Genomic DNA, 20724 nt, shown 5'->3' with positions numbered 1-20724 from the left:
AACTGGATAGCAGGACTATGAATTTGGTATTTTTTCTGCCTATTATTTTAACCATCTTTGGTCAAACTTCACAGGAAATAGTGAGCAATATCACGATTTTTTATGTGGTATAACTTGTAAAAATACTGGGTTCTCACCATGATGGAGAGCCAATGGTTAAAAAAGTCTACTTTAGTCTAACAAATATATAAAAGAGGAAGACATTGAAGTTAATCCCTATCACATCTCTGGTTTTGTTATCCCTTGGAATATTGCCAGCAGTGCAGGCTGAAACCAGCACTAAACCGCTCACCCTAACAGACATTATGCATTTTGAATCCCTTGAAAAGCCGGTTATCTCAGATAAGGGGCAAGTCATCGCGGTCGAGTCTGCGCCCGATCGCGGGGATAGTCACGTCATTGTGAAAAATGTCCTGTCGCAGCAAAGCTATCAAATCGCGGGGGGGTCAGATCCCTTGGTGAACCACGATGGTCGTTATGTAGCTGTGGTGGTTAAACCGAGTTTGCTCACGCGTGAAACGAGTGATGCCAAGGCGAAGAAAAAACTCAAATCCGACATGGTGTTGCTCGATACTCAAACTGGCACGCAAACTCGCTTCGAGCGTGTGAAGGAATTTGTGTTCAGTGATGACGGTAAGCATCTGGCGATTTGGTTTGAGGCTGATGAAGAGTCCAAAAAAGATGCTGGGCCTAAAACTACCGAAAAACTCGCTGAAGCAGGCACACAAAGCCCTGCGAATATTGATAAGCCAAAGGTCGATAAGTTTGACCAAGGTCGACGTTTTACGTTGCTCAGTTTAGAAGACCAAACAAAGCGAATTGATGTCGAGCAGGTTACTGGCTATGTTTTTGATAAGGCAAGCCGTAGACTCGCGCTGGCAGTGAACGATATCACCAATAAGCAACATCAATTGCAGTTAGTCGATTTAAACACTCACAAAAAAATCGTTGTCTTTGATTCGCTTAGCCAACAGATTGGTGCGTTAGCGCTGGCTAAAAATGGTCGTTGGCTTGCATTTACGCAGGGCAAAGACAGTGAATTGCCCTATGGCCGCAGCTATCAGTTATCGCTGGTCGATTTGCAGTCGGGCAAAATCAGTACCCCCCCTGAATCACCCGAGTGGAAACTGAATCGCTACACTAGCTTAAGCTTCTCATTGGATAGCGAACGGCTGTTCTTTGGCCGCGTACCTGAGGTGAGTCAACAGCTCAGTTTGCAGAAGATCACCGAAGAAAAAGACCTGTTCGATACAAATATTGTCACCGGACAGCGTGGGCTTAAGGTGTGGCATGGGGATGATCCTCGTATTAAGCCTAATGAAATCAAGCAATATGAGGATGAGCAAAAACGCACTTACCTTGCGGTATTGCATTTAGGCTCAAATAACGTGGTGCAGCTTGGCGATAAAACTGTTCCAGATGTGGCGATTTCACAACATAAACGTTTTATGTTGGCCAGTTCAGATTTGCCCTATCGCAAGATGGCGACGTGGGCGGGCTTCTACCAAGATTATTATCTGGTCGATATTAATACTGGCAGTAAAGTGCCATTTTTGACACAACAGCCGAGTGATGCCGAGCCTACGCTGTCGGGAAATGGCAAGTATGTGGCTTATTATCAGCAAGGTAATGTGTATCTCTATGATATTGCACAGGACCGTCGCACTAATCTCACAAAATCCCTAAAGGTCAGTTTTGCTGATGAAGACCACGATTATCCATCCAGTGCTCCAGGATATGGTTTTGGTCCTTGGCTTAAAAATGATGCGGGTTTCTTGGTTTACGACAAATACGATGTTTGGCAGTTTAATACCGAATCTAAGGCGGGTTTTGCCTTAACCGCAGGTAAAGGGCATACCCAGAAAATTCAATATCGCCTTGAGGGCTTAGTCGATAATCCCGATGAGCCGGCAGAGCTTGCCTATAACGCCACTGTGTTACTCCATGGTTATAGTGATAAAACCAAGGCCGATGGTTTTTATCAAGCCACCTTGGGTAAAGCAGGCGTGAAGACGTTGATGCAAGGTGAGTATAAGCTGACAGTATTGGGACGCAGTAAAGACGGCGATACTATCGTGTTTTCTAAGGAACGTTTTGACTTATTCCCTGACTTGTATACGGCCAGCTATAGCGCACCGCAAAATGCAGTTAAGCAAACCGATTTAGATAAGCAGCGTCAAGCCTTTAACTGGAGCCAATCCGAGTTAGTTCACTGGACAAATGGCGATGGTAAACCGTTAGATGGCGTGCTGATCAAGCCGACGAATTATCAAGCGGGTAAGCGCTATCCTGTACTGGTTTATTACTATCGCTTTATGACGGATAGACTGCACGCCTTCCCGCAGATGAACATTAACCACAGACCTAACTTTGCTTGGTACATCAATAATGGCTATGCGGTGTTCCTACCGGACATTCGCTTTGAAATTGGTTACCCAGGGGCGAGCTCAGTACAAGCGCTCACGTCTGGCGTGCAAAAGCTGATTGAGATAGGCATTGCCGATCCCGATGCTATTGGTTTGCAAGGTCATTCTTGGAGTGGCTATCAAACGGCGTTTGCCATTACTCAAACTCAGATGTTTAAGGCAGCGGTTGCAGGTGCTCCAGTATCGAATATGACCAGTGCCTATAGCGGTATTCGCCACGGCACGGGCATTGCGCGTCAGTTCCAATATGAAACCGGACAGAGTCGTATTGGCGCAAGTTTGTTTGCCGCGCCGCAAAAGTATATTGAAAACTCGCCAGTATTTTATGCTGACCGTATTCAAACGCCTTTGATGATCATGTTTGGTGATAAGGACGATGCAGTGCCTTGGGAACAAGGTGTTGAAATGTACTTAGCCATGCGCCGTGCGGGTAAAGAGGTGGTGTTCTTGCAATACGAGGATGAGCCGCATCACTTGAAAAAGTACCCGAACAAGCTCGATTACAGCATTCGCATGATGCAATATTTCGACCATTATCTGAAGGGGAAACCCGCGCCAGAATGGCTCAGCAAAGGTGAAGCCTATGTCGAGTATAAGGCCGATGATGAATAGGCAATTGGCTTAGTTGTTTTACAACTGAGTCAATTCGTTGATTATAAAAGTAAAAACACCACCGATTCGGTGGCGTTTTTATTTAACTGTCAGTCGTATTTATTTACTGGTTAATGTCTCTTGGGCAGAGCTGAGGGCTGTGTCAGTATCTGCATCGAGATATTGCTTATAGGTATCTTGGCCCCAAGCAATCAATTGATCATTTTCAAAAATAAGTGGGGTACATTCCTCTTTCGTGGTTACACCGTCTGATTTTTCATGGTGAGTGCGATAAAAGAGCACCTGTAGCTTGGTTTCTTTTACGGCTTTGGCCTCTGAAAAGTCAGCTTTACCTAGTAACTGTTTTACTGAAACGATATTTTGCCCTAGCGCTAACTCGTTCATTTTTTGGCTGTTATAGGACTGTCTGTCCTCCCAACTCATGTCATCTGGCGTAGGTTCATAAACGAGTACCACCACAGCGACAAAGGCGACGTAGGCGGCGAAAATGCTACCGATGATTACCGAAACTTTTGATTTCATTTACAGTTATTCCTTTACCTCATTAAATGAGTCACGTTATTACGTCCATAAAATACGCTTTTGTTGTTCTAAGGTAAATGCGTTAATTGCAACTTTATATTAACAGATGTTTAGGCTGGATTGATTGGGTTTTCAGGCAGGCAGTTATTATCAGGTAATGAGTTCATCACGCGAAAATCTTTTAAATTAATATTGAGTGGCAGGTCCGTTTGTAACTGTGCGAGCTTATAGCTGAGTCTTGCCATCTCCTTACCTTCGGCAAGTTTTTTGGCTTGTTTAGCACCTAAGTTAGATAGCGATGAAAACAAGGTTGGTAAGCTTCTAAAGGTTTTCAATAATTCGGCGGCTGATTTAGGGCCTATGCCTGCAATTCCGGGAATTTTATTACCGCTATCGCCCGCTAATGCCATCAAGTCGAGAAATTGACTGCGTTCGACACCGAGTTTCTGTTCCAATGCAGCGATATCTAAGTACTGCTGATTAAAGTGATCCCACTGGCTGATTTGGCGATGATTGAGCTGACTAAAACCTTTGTCGGTGGACACAATTATGGCTTCACCCTGCGCTTTGGCGGTTTTTATCGCTAGAGTGGCAATCACATCATCGGCTTCAGCCGCCGCATAAATAGAGCCAATGTTCATCATGGTTAAGTGATCTTGCAGCGCAGCAAGGCCTTTTGCCAGCGGCTCAGGCATAGGTTTACGGCCTTTTTTGTAATCGGGGTAAAGCTGTTTACGCCATGAGACTTCATCCCCATCCCACACGATAGCTACATGGGTTGGGCGATGCACACGCAGCAGTTTAGTGCACGCCAAACTGACGCGCTCTGTGAGGCTTTGCATATCGGATTCATCGGGGATCGCCGCATAGATGCGGCGAACCAAGTTGAGACCATCTATGATTAAAAACTTGTTCATGGGGTGTTGTTGCTTCGCTCTCTATTTCACTATTTGATAGCAAGGAATATAGGCGCTTCCTGGAAGCTTCATTCTTTGTTGTTGTACAAATGCACTTAAGAGTTTATCCATCATATCCATGAGCTTAGGATCGCCTTTTAATTGGAAGGGGCCATCACGCTCTATGTGCTTGATTGTTTCCGACTTGACGTTACCCGCCACTATACCCGAAAACGCTTTACGCAGGTTGGCGGCAAGTTCGGCTTTATTGGTTTGGAAGTGTAGATCTAAGTTTGCCATCACTTCGTGGCTTGGGATAAAAGGTAACTGAAACTCAGACTCTATCTTCAGTGCCCACTGATATTGGTAAGCATCACCCGTTGAGCGGCGATAGGCTTTTACTTGCTCCATTCCTTGCTTCATGATGCGTGCCACTTCAGTGGGATTATCTATGATAATTTGGTACTTTTTCTGAGCTTCGGGTCCTAAGGTTGAGGCAATAAACTCATCAATCTTAATGAAGTAATCTGCGCTCTCCGTTGGGCCTGTGAGTATCAGGGGGAAAGGTGTTTGTTGGTTTTCTTCGTTAAGTAAAATACCCAATATATAGAGCAATTCTTCAGCCGTGCCAGCACCGCCAGGGAAGATAATAATGCCGTGGCCTAAGCGCACGAAAGCTTCGAGGCGCTTTTCAATATCGGGTAAGATCACCAGTTCATTGACAATTTGATTCGGTGGCTCGGCGGCAATAATACTTGGTTCAGTTAAACCAATATATCGTGCATTTTTAATCCGTTGTTTGGCATGACCTATCGCCGCACCTTTCATCGGACCTTCCATCGCGCCAGGACCACAGCCAGTACAAATATCTAATTCCCTCAGGCCAAGTTGATAACCTACCTCACGTGTGTACTGGTATTCGATGGCATTAATACTGTGTCCGCCCCAACAGACGACCACATTAGGGTCTTTCATTGGTGCTATCGCCCGCGCATTACGCAGAATATCAAACACCACATTGGTGATATGGTGGGCATTGGTCAGATTAATGTGTTTTAGTGAGTCATATCTATCACTGATATAAAGGATATCGCGTAAGACTGAGAACAGATGCTCTTGAATTCCCGTGATAATTTGACCATCGACAAAGGCTTGTTCGGGGGGATTGATCAGTTCTAATTTTACCCCACGCTCCCGTTGTAAAACGTTGATGTCGAAATCATGGTATTGCTCGAATAGGGCTTTAGAGTTGTCGGTTTTTAAACCCGCGGCAAGTACTGCTAAGGAGCAGTTGCGGTACAGTTGGTATAGGGCACTTTTGGCACTATTTTTGAGTCGATCAACTTCAAGTTGCGAAAGCTGATCCATGCTGCCTTTTGGGCTGACTTTTACTATCATTTACCACTCCTTCGTCATGACAGGAGTGATTAGAGGAGGCGTATAGTGGGGCTTAATTATACGTCAATCACAACCCTGTCTCTGCTTTCGTGTTTCGCTTTGTAGAGTGCTGCATCGGCGCGTTCAAAGGTCTCATGTATGAGTTCACTTCCCATAACTTGCGCAGCCCCTATAGATACTGTAACTGTAATTCTCTGATTTTTAAATTTAAATGGAATATTTTTTACTTTCTCGCGCACTCTGTTTAAAAGTTGAGCGATATCAGCTGGGGCCACATCAGGTAATAGCAGTACAAATTCTTCACCGCCATAGCGGGCTACAAATTCTGTATCTCGCAGGGAGTTTTTCAATGCCATTGCTATAACTTGCAAGGTTTTATCACCTGTGCTGTGGCCAAAACTGTCGTTGATGGTTTTGAAGTGATCGATATCGGCAACGGCAACCCACAGCGGGGACTTATGCCGTTGATAGTTACGGTATTCTAGCTCCATGCGCTCTTCTAATGCAGCACGGTTAGGCAATTGAGTTAAGCTGTCGAGTAAGTTGAGTTTTTGTTGTTCAAACAAACGCTCTTTGTAGGTGTTAGCCTCACTACTTAACTCATTAAGCTCTTTGCGCATTGTCTCCATCGACTTGCGCAGCAGAGCTTGCTCTCTTTGCTCTAGGGCTTCTTTACGGGCTAATGCCGAGCGGATAGAGTTAAGTTGCTCTGTTAGTTGAGCTTTAAGGTCAACGACGTCTTCCACATCGATAATGATTTCACCTGCATTATCGACGCGGGTGTTAATCTCACGATTTAGCTGGGTTTTTAATTGGAAGCTACGTTGATTGTGATTGTAAGATTCGCTCACCACCTCACGCACCGCGGTTAAGGCATCATTGAGTGCAAACAAAAACTCTTGGGATGCCGATTTCTCGCGGGCGATGTTATCAAGCAATAACGCTAAAATGGTTTGGTAGGCTTCGAGCAAGCTATCAACTTCAATCTCAGAAGAGAGTACTTCTTTGATCACTAATACTTGGTCACGTTGATCTTTACGGAACTCGATTTCCGAAATCATCTGCGCCAGCTCATGGGCTAGTTGCCTGTGTTTTGGTAAGACATCAAGTTTTTCAGATTCGCTAAATTGTAGCTGTAATATGGTTTCGTAGAAGCCAATGATTTGCTTAACTTTAGGTATATATTCCCACACAGTATGAAAAGGTTTGGCCAGATCTTGCTTGAAGTAATTGACTTCTTTTTTGAGCTTTTCAGGTGCAGAGTTAACACGTTGGATCTGACGGATCACCTGTGACAAACCAGTACGACTCTCTTCGAGTTGTACCATCACATGGTGATATTGGCCTTTTAGCAGGCGCTCGACATCAACTAATTCTGGCAATGCCTCATCGACTCGCTCAAACGTATTTAAGTTATGACGAAGTTTGGCGAGTTTATTATCCAGCTCAAGATTTTGCCCTTTACAGGCGAGGCTTAAGTGACCAATAAATTGGAGTAATGTCTGTAACTTTGCATTTCTATCTTCATTAACTTCATCAAGGGCAAGTTTGGCCGAATGGAGTTTCTGTTGCAGCAAGGCAAGTTGTGAAACTGTAGCGCTTGAATCCTTCATCCTGAGTATTGTCCTAACTCTGCAAGGCTAAAAAACATGACCATCCTATGTCCAGATTAGCTGTTAACTCATATGATACTAATGTTATAACACTGGGCGTAGAGTGCAAATGCGATTTACCAGTGACTCTGTGATTAATTACCGATATTGATCAAATATTTTCCAGTAATTGCCTATCTTGGTTATTTTCCCAGCAAGGCCAGCGAACATCCTCTTTATTGCCGTTGGTCTCTAATCTGATTAATCCACGCTCAATGCCTTTTTCAAGGTGCAAAAATAACGGGTTTGCAAATAAGCTCAAAGGAACAAAGTCGAGGGCTCTGAGAGCGACATAATAGTCGTTATTACCACCTAAACTACGGGCACAGGCAAGCGCCATCTGCACTGTTTCAAATTTTAATTTCGCGGCCATTTTAATTTCTGATTTCGCTAAAAGTGGCAAATGCGCAAAGCCAAGACGGAAATGATGTGTGATTTGCTGTTGATCGAGTTTCAGGCGTACTTGGCTGAGTATTTGTGTCGGCTCAATAGGTTGCGTGAAACGAACCGCAAATACCCCTTGGCGTACCACATAAACAGATGCTGCGAGTGCATCCGTTAGATGATTGGCAATTTGCGCTGTTACTGCATCACTAAAATATTGGCCATAGTCCAGATCCGCCGTAAGTTGGGTGGGGAAGGCGATAATCGCGAGTGCCGTTGTGGATTCCTGACTTTGATTATGGCTTAAATGTGCTAATAATGCGGCATATCCTAAATTGTGAGTGAAGGGCTCCTGTAGCGTTAATTGAGTTAATGCCGCGTTTTTAGCTGTTATTTTGCGACGATTTTGTAGCATGAAAATAATCACGAGCAGCAAGAGTCCGGCAATAAGGCTGCAAATGAGCAGTAGCGTGTGAGTGTTGTTGCTTTCTTTCACTGTCTCAACGAGTTTTCCCTGTAGCATGTTGAGCTCAAGTTTAAGTTGTTGCTCTGCAAGGGCAGAGGCCGACACTGGGGAGTCTTTATCTGTCTCAGCTGGCTTTTTACCTAGCTCAATGATACGGGCTTGGGCATCGATGGTTTTTGATAATTCACCTAATTTTTGCGCCGCCGAGGCGATAAGGGTGAGTGCGGATTTTTGTTCATCGACCAGTTTTAAATCGACCGCGAGTGCTAATGCGATATCGGCATGGGCCATCATCAGCGGCCAATCTTGGTTGGTTTGGGCGATTTCACCAATTAAGAGTTCGTTATAAACTTGATAGTGATGGCTTTGTTTTTCTTTGAATATTTGATTGGCCATCAGTAAATATTTTAGGGCGTTAACATTGTCTTTAATATTTGAGTAGGCTTGTCCTAAATTATGGAAATTAAGCCCCTGTGCGATGTAGTTACCGCGTTTTGCATCTAATTGCTGGGCATTTAGGTAGTAATCAATCGCTTTATGCCAATCCCCTTGTTCGCCATAGACCATAGCGATCACTGTCATACAACTTGAAAGATAAGTGTCATTGCCCATCTTTTTAAAGCCAGCCGCGGCTTCATGAGCGTTTTTAAGCGCTTCATCCCACTGCTTTAAGTCACGGTATACCTTAGAAAGTTGCAATTGCAGATTGGTTTTCATTGAAGGGTAATTAGAACGATTGGAGATCCGAATCGCTTCACTATAATGCTGTAGTGATTTTGTAAGCTGCTGATTAAAATTGTAATAAAAGCCAAGCCTCGCTTCAGCCGCCGCGATTAAGTAATCGTTTCTGAGTTTATAGGCAATGTCGCGGTATGTGTGGAAGTGCATCAGTGCAGGCACTTCCTGGCGGATCAATAAATGTAAGCCACCTAGATGTTCATGAATATTGTGTTTAAGAATCAATGCTTCGATGTCATAGCTGTCGTTGATGCGGGTGAGCGCTTCGTTATAAAGACCAATCGCTTCTTGATATTTCTGTTCCGTACGGCCAAGGTAACGGCCATTTAACATGGCGACCATGGCAAGTTCATAGGGCGATTGCGCCGCAGTCGATAGGAGTTCAATCAAGCTTTTTGCGTTTTGAAAATCGACCTTGGTTTTAACGTTCGGCTCCATATTGAGGCGGGCCAGTAAATACAAAATCTGTTCAAATTCGAGTGGATTGTAGCCTTGTTCTTGGGCTGCGCGCTCAAATTGGTCACGGTTTTGAAATGCGAGGGGAAAGGAAATCGTTTTGTTGAGCGCATCATACATTTGCTGTGGTGATTCTCTTAACTCAACCTCATCCGCTTCGAGATCTCGGCTTTGGACTGTAAAAGGCAGTGACAGCAACAAAGTAAATAAAATAACCGTGAGTTTTTGCATTTGAACTGTGATTCCTCATTCCTTTAGTCAAGGAACTTATTTTGTTAGCTTTTGTTAGCGCCTAATGAGGATGCTACATCGACTTGTTATACTTGGAAAAATCATAAGAAGCATAATAACAGAAGGAAGCAAGAGTGAAACCCAACAGACTATCAATCTTGATATTAAGCGCATTATTTTCGGGTCAAGTATTGGCCGATGTGAAATACCAAATCGACCTTATTAAACCCGAACACCATATTGCCCAAGTGAGTGTCACTTTTCCTGAAGTGAAGACGAACGATTTTACGGTGAATCTCCCTGTGTGGCGGACGGGCAAATATCAAGTATTGCCTTTGGCCGATGGTGTGCGCTTATTTAGTGCTAAAGATAGTCAAGGTCATGAACTGCAATGGAAGCGCACCGCGAGCGGTGAATGGCAAGTGGCGCTCACGCAGCCAACCCGTGTTACCGTCAGTTATCAATTGTATGCTAATGAATTAGGCCAAAGGGTGCGCCATATTGACGCGAGCCATGCCTATTTAGATGCTAGCGGTGTGTTCATGTACAGTCCGCAATTTCGCTCTGAACCAATATCCGTAGAATTAAAAGTGCCTAAAAATTGGCAAAGTTACTCTGGGATGTCATCGGGTAAGGCCGCTCATTCCTTTATTGCCCCTAATTATGATGTGTTGATCGACTCCCCGATTGAAACTGGTATGAGTACCCATAAACAATTTAGTGCTAATGGTAAAAACTATGAATTGGTGTTTTGGGGTGAAGGTAACTATGACACGGATAAAATAGTAAAAGATCTTAAAGCCTTAAGCGGTCAAGCCAAGGTGATTTGGGATGATTATCCTTTTGATCGTTATGTTTATATGGTGCATGCAACGAGTGGTGCCAGTGGCGCGACAGAGCATTTAAACTCTACTGTCATTCAGCTGCCGCGCTTTAGTTTCCGTGAACGCAAGGACTACCTGCGCTTTATTAGCACTGCATCCCATGAGTTTATCCATACCTGGAACGTGAAGGCTTATCGCCCCGAGGGATTAGTTCCCTATGATTATCAACATGAAAACATGACGGAATTACTGTGGATGGCTGAAGGTTCTACCAGTTATTTTCAAGATCAGTTGCTGTTGCGGGCTGGAGTGATAACAGCTAAAGAGTTCCTCGAAGATTTAGCCAAGCGCGTCGAGAAAAACCAACTCAATCCGGGTCGTGAAACTCAATCTGTGGCAGAGGCGAGTGCGGGGGAGTGGAGCAGTATCGGTGGCGATTATGCCATTAACCACAGTGTAAATATTTACTCAGAGGGTTACTTAACCTCTTTAGCCTTAGATTTTTCATTACTGCAAGACTCCGAGCTTAAGTATTCATATCGCGATGTGCACCGTCGTTTATATCAAGAACATCGCGTACCAAAAGGCTATGGTGTTAGTGATGTTCAGTACATTCTTAAAGACTTATCCGGCAAAGATTATGCACCTTGGTGGCAAGCCAATGTGAATCGTCCCATGAGTTTAGATTTCCCCGAATTATTATCACAGGCAGGGTTAAATCTGTCCTATGGTAAAGATTCAAAAGCTGAGGCATTTGCGGGAATGACCTTGAGCAGTACCCATGGCTCTTTAGTGTTAGACCAAGTGTTGCGTAATGGTCCTGCTTGGCAAGCGGGCATAGTTGCGGGGGATGAAGTATTAGCGATTAATGGTCTCAAGGTGACTGCTGCGGGTTTCTATAAGCGCATCAAAGACTTTAAGGTTGGCGATAGTGTAGAGGTGATATTATTTAGCAACGATAAAATCAAGCAAGTACAGCTCATCCTTGGCGAGCAGCAAAGCGGTAAGCTAGTGCTCAAGGGGGATGCAAAAGCGACTAAACAGCAAAAAGCTTTCTTCAAGACTTGGTTAGGTATTGATTGGCCGTTTGACAATAAAGGCGAGTTAGCGACTAAAGCTTAATGTGGTTAGGGCTTCATCTTTAGCATCTAAATGCCTTTGTCTTAAAACCACCTTAAGTAAAATCGTCATAAAAAAGGCGCAACCATTATTTTGATGGGGGCGCCTTTTCTTATCTTGTACGGCTCAGTCTAACAAGCGAGTCGTAGCTCTCGTCTGCTTAACGAGTTTTGCTTAAACTTGTGCGTCTTCGAGTCCACCAAGGGCGGCCACGAGTGCATGCATCAAGGCGACTAACTCGCTGCCCATTAGGGCAAAGTCTGCATCTAAACGAGCCATAGGATCGTCAGTGCCGACTTCATCGTTCCCTGCTCTAAATTCTTCAGAGAATTTAAGGCGCTTCACGCTGGCATCTGATTGCAATAATAGTGCAATCGATTGGCCGAAATGCAGCGCTAACTTGTGTACTTGCTTACCTGTTGCTAAGTGAGCTAACACTTCGTCTTCTTTCAAATCCTGCTGCTTAAAGCGCACAATTCCGCCTTCATCAGCTTCAGATTTTAGCTCGGCTTCGTCTTGCATTTCAAAGGGTAATGGTGCGCTGCCAAGTTTTAACCATTCAGTTAAATTGGATTCGACTGGCGCTTTAAAGCTCAGTGGGATCACAGGTAAACTGCCGAGAGCTTTACGTAATAACGCTAATAATTCTTCGGCCTTAGTGGCACTTGAACTATCAACGAGGATCATTTCTAGCTCAGGCAAAATCAAGGCGTGGGTTTGGCTTCGACGCGAAAAAGCGCGTGGCAGTAGGCTAGTGATGATTTCATCTTTTAGCGCATCTTTTTCTTTTTTCGCCAGTTTACGATTTTCTTCATCTTCAATGAGAGCCACTTTTTCTTCTAAGGCTTCTTTGATGACTTGGCCTGGCAGAATTTTCTCTTCTTTAGTCACGCAGATCAGATGGCGATTGTCAGCGCTATGGACCAAAGAACTGCCTTTTTTGCCTAACGCATTTGAGAAACCAAATTTACTGACATCTTGGCTTGAGCAGGGGGAGAAAGTGAAATCGGCCAACGCAGTTTCTAGCGCTTCGGTTTCGACGGCAAAAGGTTTATTGAAACGATAAAGAGTAAGATTTTTAAACCACATAAGAGGCGCCCATTGAAAATTAAAGTGGCAGTTTACGGCATAGTTTGGGCGGGGTAAACCTGTGTTCAATAGCTGATTTTTAACTGAGGATCAGAATTCATTAAACTGTAACATAATAATTAGCTTAGCTGCAGCCCGCATTTTTACTGGGTTTTATGCCTGGCTTCGCGTCAGCTTTTTTGCACGCCAACGTTAATGGTCACAATTGAAATAAAATTGAAACACATTCATTGCAAACTTTCGGTCGTTCCAAACCAATAACCAAGACGAACATAACGTCGAAAGGATTAAATGATGAACGTTTTTTGTAAAACTCTACTTGCTTCTGCGCTAGCTTCTGCAACTCTGGCTTCAGCTAATGCCGCTGAGCCACTGACTGTTTATGGTAAGTTGAATGTCACTGCTCAATCAAATGATGAGAAAGGTGATGCTACAACAACTATTCAAAGTAATGCTTCTCGTTTTGGTGTGAAGGGTGATTTTGCGCTGTCTAGCTCGCTGGAAGCTTTCTACACAGTGGAATATCAAGTTGATACAGGTGCAGCATCAAGCGATAACTTTACTGCACGTAACCAATTTGTTGGTTTGAAAGGCGCATTTGGTTCGTTCTCTGTGGGTCGTAATGATACCTTGTTGAAAATTTCTCAAGGTGATGTTGATCAGTTTAACGACCTTTCAGGTGACTTAGGTAAGCTGTTCAAGGGTGAAGTTCGCGCTGCTCAAACGGCGACTTACCTTACGCCTTCCTTTGGTGATTTTGTATTCGGTGTTACCTATGTTGCCGAAGGCAATGATGTAAAAGGTCAATTTGCTCAAGATGGTTTTAGCTTAGCGGCCATGTATGGTGATGCGAAACTGAAAAAAACACCCGTTTATGCATCTCTTGCCTATGACTCAGATGTGTCTGGATATGAGATTGTTCGTGCCAGCTTACAAGCTAAGTTAGCCGGTATTAAACTGGGTGGTATGTACCAGCAACAAGAGCAAACCTATAAATTTGATTCTGCAACGTCGATGCCAGTTGAAGTCACTGCAGAAAGTGCTAACGGCTATCTATTAAGCGCTGCCTATGATATTGATGCTGTTACTTTAAAAGCTCAGTTCCAAGATATGGAAGAACTTGGTGATTCATGGTCGGTAGGTGCAGACTACAGCTTAGGTAAGCCAACTAAACTATTCGCTTTCTACACGAACCGTTCGTTAGAAGCGTCTACAGATGATGACAAATACATTGGTGTTGGCTTAGAACACAAATTCTAAATCTAGCATTAAAACTCAATTAAGGAGGCATATAGCCTCCTTTTTTATTGCTATAAACAAACAGTTATATAAACTTATTATGACAAATATTACTACTATATGGCTCAAGCGGCGTGCTTATTCATAAATCTGTAATAAAAATGACTAATAATAGCCGTGTTGACATTCACTGACAGAAAATCACTTATGACTGCAAGGATATTGATAGTAGAAGACGAGTTGGCCATCCGCGAGATGCTGACTTTTGTAATGGAACAGCATGGGTTTACAACCTCTGCGGCGGAAGATTTTGATTCGGCCATTGCGCTGCTAAAGGAGCCTTACCCCGATCTGATTTTATTGGATTGGATGTTTCCTGGCGGAAGTGGTATTCAATTGGCGAAACGCTTAAAGCAAGATGAGTTTACGCGCCAAATTCCGATCATTATGTTAACCGCCCGCGGTGAAGAGGAAGATAAAGTCAAAGGCCTCGAAGTTGGCGCCGATGATTACATCACTAAACCTTTTTCCCCTAAAGAGCTGGTCGCACGTATTAAAGCCGTATTGCGTCGCAGTGCACCGACTCGTTTAGAAGAAACCATTGATGTACAGGGCTTAATGCTCGATCCTGTGAGTCACAGGGTGAGTGTGGGTGAAACTGTATTAGATATGGGCCCAACCGAATTTCGTTTATTACACTTTTTCATGACCCATCCTGAGCGTGTTTACAGCCGTGAACAGCTACTCGATAATGTGTGGGGCACAAATGTGTATGTTGAAGACAGAACCGTTGACGTGCATATCAGACGCCTTCGTAAAGCCGTTGAAGAGTCTGGTCATGATCGCTTGATCCAAACGGTTCGTGGCGCTGGTTATCGTTTCTCTACACGCATTTAGTGCTGAATAACTGTTAGGCACAAGTTAGCTTTTACGCTATCTTGTGCTCCTCTTATTTAGCCTGATGTTTGGGTTTATTTATGTCTGACTCTTATTCAGGGTATCGGTTGTTTACGCGCTTAGGTTTATATCTACTGCTTTGCGCGCTAATAGGTTTATTGGTAGGGAAACTTCTCTGGATACTCTTTATCGGCACGCTAGGGTTAGTTTGCTGGCATTACCGACAATTATCACGGCTTAACTTTTGGTTATGGCGGGATAGGAAACTCACGCCGCCGCAGGGCAGTGGGAGCTGGGAAGGTGTATTTAACGGTATTTATCGCCTTCAAGGGAAGAATCGTCGACGTGTCGGTCAACTGGCCGCACTGCTGGCACGATTTCGTCAAGGTGCAGAGGCGTTACCCGATGCCGCCGTCGTGCTTGATTCAGAACATAATATTTTATGGTGCAACAAGTTAGCGCAACTCATTCTCGGTTTTGTGTGGCCACAGGATAATGGTCAACGAATCGATAATTTAATCCGTCATCCTGATTTTTCTGCTTACATTAAATCCGCACAATACAAAGAGCCGCTGGAGTTACCTTCGCCGGTATCGGATAGGCGTTTGCTTGAAATCCGTATCATGGCTTACGGTGACAGGCAGCTACTGTTAATTGCGCGGGATATCACTCGTATACGTCAGCTTGAGGGAATGCGAAAAGAGTTTGTCGCGAATGTGTCGCATGAATTAAAAACGCCGCTCACTGTGCTACAGGGTTACCTCGAAATGATGCAAAGCATGGCTGAGCCTGATTCGATGAACGTCAAGCCGTTAGCATTGATGCAGCAGCAGACACGACGAATGCAGTCTATGGTCGAACAGCTATTGATGTTATCGCGAATTGAAGATGCGGCGGATATTAACCTCGAAAACACTGTGAATATGACGCAGTTGATGGAGGTGCTCAAGGAGGAAGCTAAAGCGCTGGCACAAGATAAGTATGAGTTGAGTTTCTATTGTGAGCCTGGACTTGATTCTCATGGCAATGAATTGCAGCTGAGAAGTGCCTGTTCTAACTTGATTTCTAATGCGATTCGTTACACAGAACCTGGCGGGAAAATTACAGTGCAGTGGTGCAGTGTGGCTACGGGGGCCATCTTTAGCGTAACGGATACGGGTGAAGGTATTGCGGCTCAGCATATTGGTCGATTAACGGAACGCTTTTATCGGGTAGACAGTGCGCGCTCAAGGCAAACTGGTGGTAGTGGTTTAGGTTTAGCGATAGTAAAACATGCGCTTAACCACCATCACAGTAAGCTTAAAATCAGCAGTGAAGTCGGTAAAGGCAGTACTTTTAGCTTTATTATCCCTTTGCATCTTATCGAACGTAAGAAATAGTATGTGTGAGTGAAATATTTACAATAAATAATAAAAACAGGCCATTAGGGCCTGTTTTTATTTCTAGATTTATTGAGTCTTTATTTAATGACAGAAAAAAGCGATAAATAGTGCATTGTCATTTAAGTGTCATATCACGGACATAGAATTGTCATTGTAGCGATTGATACTGGCTGCGTCTGAAGAAACTTAAGTTACAAATTAGTTAGCTTACTACTGGAGCACATAATGAAACTGAAAAAGCTTGTCGGCGCGATTACTCTAACAGCCGCTGGTGTATTCTCTGCCACTGCGATGGCATCGATTGATCCATCTCTGCCTACTTATGAAAAAGCGAGCGGTGTATCTGGCAACTTATCATCTGTAGGGTCAGATACCTTAGCCAACATGATGACACTTTGGGCAGAAGAATTTAAACAAATGTACCCTAACGTCAACATTCAGATCCAAGCGGCGGGTTCTTCTACTGCGCCACCAGCGTTGACTGAAGGCACTTCACAGTTCGGTCCTATGAGCCGTAAGATGAAGCCTAATGAAGTTGAAGCGTTCGAAAAGCATTTTGGTTATAAACCAACTGCGATTCGTGTAGCTATCGATGCTTTAGCCGTATTCGTGCACAAAGATAACCCAATCAAAGGCTTAAGCGTTGAGCAAGTTGATGGCATTTTTTCTTCTACTCACAAATGTGGTAGCAGTGACATCCAACGTTGGGGCGATTTAGGCTTAGACGGTAACTGGTCTGCCAAAGACGTTCAACTTTACGGTCGCAACTCAGTATCGGGCACTTACGGTTACTTTAAAGAGCACGCGCTTTGTAAAGGTGACTTTAAAGCTAACGTAAACGAGCAACCTGGTTCAGCTTCTGTTGTGCAATCTGTTTCTCAATCTCTGAATGCGATTGGCTACTCAGGTATCGGTTACAAAACTGCAGGTGTTAAAGCTGTTGCCATCGCTAAGAAAGGCAATGAGTTTATCGAAGCTACAGCTGAAAACGCGGCTAATGGTACTTACCCACTATCACGTTACTTATACGTTTACGTGAACAAGCAACCAAACAAAGACTTAGCACCAATGGAAAAAGAATTCCTGCGTTATGTATTGTCTAAGCAAGGTCAGCAAGTGGTAGAGAAAGATGGCTATGTGCCAGTGCCTAATAGCGTAGTTGCTAAAGATTTAGAGCAAGTAGGTATTCGCTTGTAAGCCAAACGGCTTGTTAATCAAGGACCTCTTAGGAGGTCCTTTTTGTTTTTGTGGTTTTAAATGTGTGATGATGTCAGGTTTAGACCAAATTAAAGACATAAAAAAAGCAACCTAAGTAGGTTGCTGTAAATTCCAATTCGGAATCTTGGGATTCGATGATATCTTCGAGTGTGTGAGTGAACTTTTTTGGCGATGAAATTTCCGTCACAAACCTGTTTTTCCTGTTCGTTAACTCATAGGGCAAGTATTAGAAATAGGGTTAATTGTCCATAACTGAGATGAAAAGGGCAAAACGGGGATTTTTGGAAATGTTACGAAAAAATTTCTAAAAACTGTCATTCCTATGGCTGCACATAAGCAGTCAAAAAAATTTTAGTTTCTGTAATTTATTGAAATTTAAGGTTAAAAAGTGAATATCGGTCTCTCCGCAGGAGATGGTTCACGATATTAACGAAAATTATCTGAAATTAATAAATCATTATAAAACATGTTTTAAAGTGTATTTTATGTGGTTTTGACATTAACTCAAATTACTGTATTTTAGTCTAAATTAATCCCTATAGTGTCACATAGGCTGCATAGGATTTAAGGCTAAGCCATTATGAACATTGAAAAAAGCTTCACAAAACGTGCTTTCGAACAGCTCTGAATCGGTCAAAAACGCTTCAGAATTGCGGATTTCGGCCATAGAGACTCAATTAATGGCTTAATCCTAGATGTTTTCCCATCGGGAAAATTTTTTTTCGCTTTCGCCGCAAGCGTTTAGGTAAAGACGTCACTGTCACTATAGGGGAGTTCCCGCATTTAACCATAGAGAACGCCCGTAAATAGGCCAAGCACATTGCCTTAGACTTGGTAGAAGGGGCAAATCCGAACGAAGCGAAACGCCTTGCCAAGCTTGAAGCTGAGCGCAAAGAAGCCTTGTCTATCAGCGTTCAACAATTGTTTGATTCCTTCGAAGCTGAGTTTATGGTCAAAATCAAGACGGGAGAGCGGCGACTCAATTCCCTTAAGGATATTCAATCCACATGGAAGAACCATATTCAGCCGCGCATTGCCCATTTACCTGTTGAGAGTATCACCACTGTCGAAGCCGAAAACCTGCTTAAGCTGATTATCACCAAAAACTCTGCTGCAGTGCGTAACAAATGCCTGACCTTGCTCAAGTCGATGTTTAACGAGCAAGCAATTAATCCCTTTGGCCGCATTAAAAAATTGGCGGCGGTGAAGCGTGAGCGGATTTTGAATCAGCATGAGGTGCGGGCATTACTCGAGTCATTAGAATTTGAAGCGCCGCTTTATCGTGATGTAGTCATGCTATTGCTGTTAACTGGGCAGCGTAAAAGCTGCGTGTTCAGTATGGAGTGGCGCGAGATAGATCATCAGCGCGGAGTATGGATTATTCCGACCAGTAAAATTAAATCTAAAAAGCCCCATGCGGTGCCGTTAACCAAAGAGGTGATGGCGATTCTTGAGCGCCGCAGCCATGAGGCCGCTCAAGGCGTTAAATATGTGTTCCCTGCCGAGCGTAGTCATTCAGGTCATATTACCGAGAATGCGGGTAAAGGCAGCTTCTGGTATCGCATCACAGAGCGGGCAGGGCTGCGAAGTCCTGAGAAGTCTGTTACCGCAAAAGAGGATAATGTCACTATCCATTGACCTGCGGCGAACCATTGCCAGTTGGAGTGTGATGCGCGGTGGCAATATTCAAACTACAAGTAAGTTGTTAGGTCATAGTGATATCAGTATCACCGCCAGCACTTATGCCCATTTAGACATTGAAAATGTGCGGGTAGAGCTGGGGATCACTACGGCGCACTTACTTGGGACTTACCAGCATGAATCCAAGGTTGATAGGTTAAGTTAGGGAAATAGAACAGCTCTCAGGGGATGAAATGAGAGAGCTACTAATTCACTTAAATTTATAATTTAATGAGATTTTTAAGGGTTTCAATCTTCATTGCAGGTTTGGTTCTATGCAGCATTGCGTGGCAATTGGGACAAACAGGGATTAAATCGTTTATGGGATCTACCTGATATTCTTTATTTATTGTTGCGAGATCAACCTTATGGTGTACATGTATAAAATTCTTACCAATATCCCCATATGTTTTGTGAAAATCAAAATTGCAAACGCTGCAAATAGCTTTGTAATGATTAATACATGCATTACGAGCATTAATATTTCGTTCATATTTATTCACATAGATTTTAGTTGCTCCGCCCTCAAAAAAAACACTTTTATTCTGCATTAACTCATATTCTGATATTTCATCAGTGAAATCATTTAATATATTGTTTTCGACATTGCCGTTACAAACAGAATCTATATGAAGTAATGCTCCTCGCATGAAGCTGAGCATTGTATTTTTAACTTCATTTTCATCTGATAGTGAATGAATGTCATCAAAGATATACTCAACTCCAATTATAGGGGTTTCTTTTGTCGAGTATTCATAAGTGATATTTTCAGCTTTATAGCACCTAACTAAATGGCCATTAATTGACGCTTTTTTGCAATTAATTACATCATTAACAAGCTCCTTATTAAGTTCATAAAACCATACTCGAACTGAAAGTTGAGAATATGGAATTGGTTGCCTAAGTTTTATGGATATCAATCGAATATTAGGTGATGGTGAATTAATTAATAACCAAAAAGTTTTTGTTGTTTTTTGAAATCTGGCACTAACCGAAGCTGGTTTTACATCCTTAAAGAATTCATTTTGAATAATTTTAGCCGCATTTTTACCAGATACTTTCCAGATTTTAAGATAGTCATCAGGGTACTCGAATGGTGTTTTATGAATCATAACGCATAATCCCTATGCAAATTGTTTTATAAGTTATTTATTAATTAAGCTTAGAATTTTTTTTGGACTTTGCAAACATATATTTAGATGAATTTTGCTTTAAACTGAAAGATAAGATAAATAAGTTTTACTTGGAACTAGCAGCATTACCCATTGCACCATTGACGATTTAAGGCTCTCACAAACTATCGCCAGCTGAAGCGTGATGCGAGGCGGTAACAAACCACCAGCAAACTATTAGGTCATAGCCCTAGGGATTTATACAAGAACCAGTATCACAGCCAGCACCTATGCCCACTTAGATGTTGAACAGGTGAGGGCAGAGCTAGGCATCACCACGGCGCAGCTATTAGGTACTTACGTTCAAGATTCGAAAGTCGATA

At 43.2% G+C, this 20724-nt stretch carries 15 protein-coding genes; 8 read left to right on the top strand and 7 right to left on the bottom strand.

Annotated features, from left to right (window positions below; translation table 11 throughout):
• Nucleotides 1-203: 203 nt before the first annotated feature.
• Nucleotides 204-3038: a prolyl oligopeptidase family serine peptidase gene (locus L5M49_RS04685; RefSeq protein WP_263265550.1), complete on the top strand. Its 2835-nt coding sequence runs from the start codon at nt 204-206 to the stop codon at nt 3036-3038.
• A gap of 99 nt (nt 3039-3137) precedes the next feature.
• Here L5M49_RS04685 and L5M49_RS04680 read toward each other — a convergent pair whose 3' ends face one another.
• The 5 genes from L5M49_RS04680 to L5M49_RS04660 form a co-directional block, all read right to left on the bottom strand.
• On the bottom strand, nt 3138-3560 hold the full coding sequence (locus L5M49_RS04680) for a DUF3192 domain-containing protein (RefSeq protein ID WP_028760680.1): 423 nt from the start codon (nt 3558-3560) through the stop codon (nt 3138-3140).
• Between the two features lie 110 nt (nt 3561-3670).
• Nucleotides 3671-4477, bottom strand: coding sequence for a flap endonuclease Xni (gene xni, locus L5M49_RS04675; protein ID WP_049821740.1), 807 nt, complete (start codon nt 4475-4477; stop codon nt 3671-3673).
• A 21-nt stretch (nt 4478-4498) separates the two neighbouring features.
• Nucleotides 4499-5854, bottom strand: coding sequence for a nucleotide 5'-monophosphate nucleosidase PpnN (ppnN, locus tag L5M49_RS04670; protein WP_028760679.1), 1356 nt, complete (start codon nt 5852-5854; stop codon nt 4499-4501).
• 56 nt (nt 5855-5910) lie between these two features.
• A complete protein-coding gene (locus L5M49_RS04665; RefSeq protein ID WP_113941035.1) occupies nt 5911-7467 on the bottom strand; it encodes a GGDEF domain-containing protein in 1557 nt (518 codons plus the stop codon).
• Nucleotides 7468-7618: 151 nt separating this feature from the next.
• Nucleotides 7619-9781: a tetratricopeptide repeat protein gene (locus tag L5M49_RS04660; RefSeq protein ID WP_263265549.1), complete on the bottom strand. Its 2163-nt coding sequence runs from the start codon at nt 9779-9781 to the stop codon at nt 7619-7621.
• A 134-nt stretch (nt 9782-9915) separates the two neighbouring features.
• Here L5M49_RS04660 and L5M49_RS04655 point away from each other — a divergent pair, with 134 nt between their 5' ends.
• A complete protein-coding gene (locus L5M49_RS04655; RefSeq protein WP_263265548.1) occupies nt 9916-11727 on the top strand; it encodes a M61 family metallopeptidase in 1812 nt (603 codons plus the stop codon).
• Nucleotides 11728-11898: 171 nt separating this feature from the next.
• Here the strand turns inward: L5M49_RS04655 and rdgC are convergent, their stop codons facing one another.
• Nucleotides 11899-12813 (bottom strand): recombination-associated protein RdgC, encoded by a 915-nt coding sequence (gene rdgC, locus L5M49_RS04650; protein ID WP_113941038.1) that lies wholly within the window; start codon nt 12811-12813, stop codon nt 11899-11901.
• Between the two features lie 291 nt (nt 12814-13104).
• Here rdgC and L5M49_RS04645 point away from each other — a divergent pair, with 291 nt between their 5' ends.
• From L5M49_RS04645 to L5M49_RS04620, 6 genes are all read left to right on the top strand, one after another.
• Nucleotides 13105-14073, top strand: a complete 969-nt coding sequence (locus L5M49_RS04645; RefSeq protein WP_168823290.1) for a porin — start codon at nt 13105-13107, stop codon at nt 14071-14073.
• 186 nt (nt 14074-14259) lie between these two features.
• On the top strand, nt 14260-14949 hold the full coding sequence (phoB, locus tag L5M49_RS04640) for a phosphate regulon transcriptional regulator PhoB (RefSeq protein ID WP_006085167.1): 690 nt from the start codon (nt 14260-14262) through the stop codon (nt 14947-14949).
• Between the two features lie 80 nt (nt 14950-15029).
• Nucleotides 15030-16328 (top strand): phosphate regulon sensor histidine kinase PhoR, encoded by a 1299-nt coding sequence (gene phoR, locus L5M49_RS04635; RefSeq protein WP_105249762.1) that lies wholly within the window; start codon nt 15030-15032, stop codon nt 16326-16328.
• 228 nt (nt 16329-16556) lie between these two features.
• Nucleotides 16557-17528 (top strand): PstS family phosphate ABC transporter substrate-binding protein, encoded by a 972-nt coding sequence (locus L5M49_RS04630; protein WP_113941039.1) that lies wholly within the window; start codon nt 16557-16559, stop codon nt 17526-17528.
• Between the two features lie 852 nt (nt 17529-18380).
• On the top strand, nt 18381-19187 hold the full coding sequence (locus L5M49_RS04625) for a tyrosine-type recombinase/integrase (RefSeq protein ID WP_263265547.1): 807 nt from the start codon (nt 18381-18383) through the stop codon (nt 19185-19187).
• Nucleotides 19171-19395 (top strand): hypothetical protein, encoded by a 225-nt coding sequence (locus L5M49_RS04620; RefSeq protein ID WP_263265546.1) that lies wholly within the window; start codon nt 19171-19173, stop codon nt 19393-19395. Before L5M49_RS04625 ends, L5M49_RS04620 begins: the two co-directional genes overlap by 17 nt.
• Nucleotides 19396-19450: 55 nt before the next feature.
• Here the strand turns inward: L5M49_RS04620 and L5M49_RS04615 are convergent, their stop codons facing one another.
• Nucleotides 19451-20341, bottom strand: a complete 891-nt coding sequence (locus L5M49_RS04615; RefSeq protein WP_263265545.1) for an HNH endonuclease — start codon at nt 20339-20341, stop codon at nt 19451-19453.
• Between the last annotated feature and the right edge of the window lie 383 nt (nt 20342-20724).

The organism is Shewanella sp. SM74, from assembly GCF_025653725.1.
In the GTDB taxonomy this organism is placed as follows: domain Bacteria; phylum Pseudomonadota; class Gammaproteobacteria; order Enterobacterales; family Shewanellaceae; genus Shewanella; species Shewanella oncorhynchi.
Note: the sequence above shows the minus strand (reverse complement) of the source record. Positions and strands in the feature narration are given on the sequence as shown.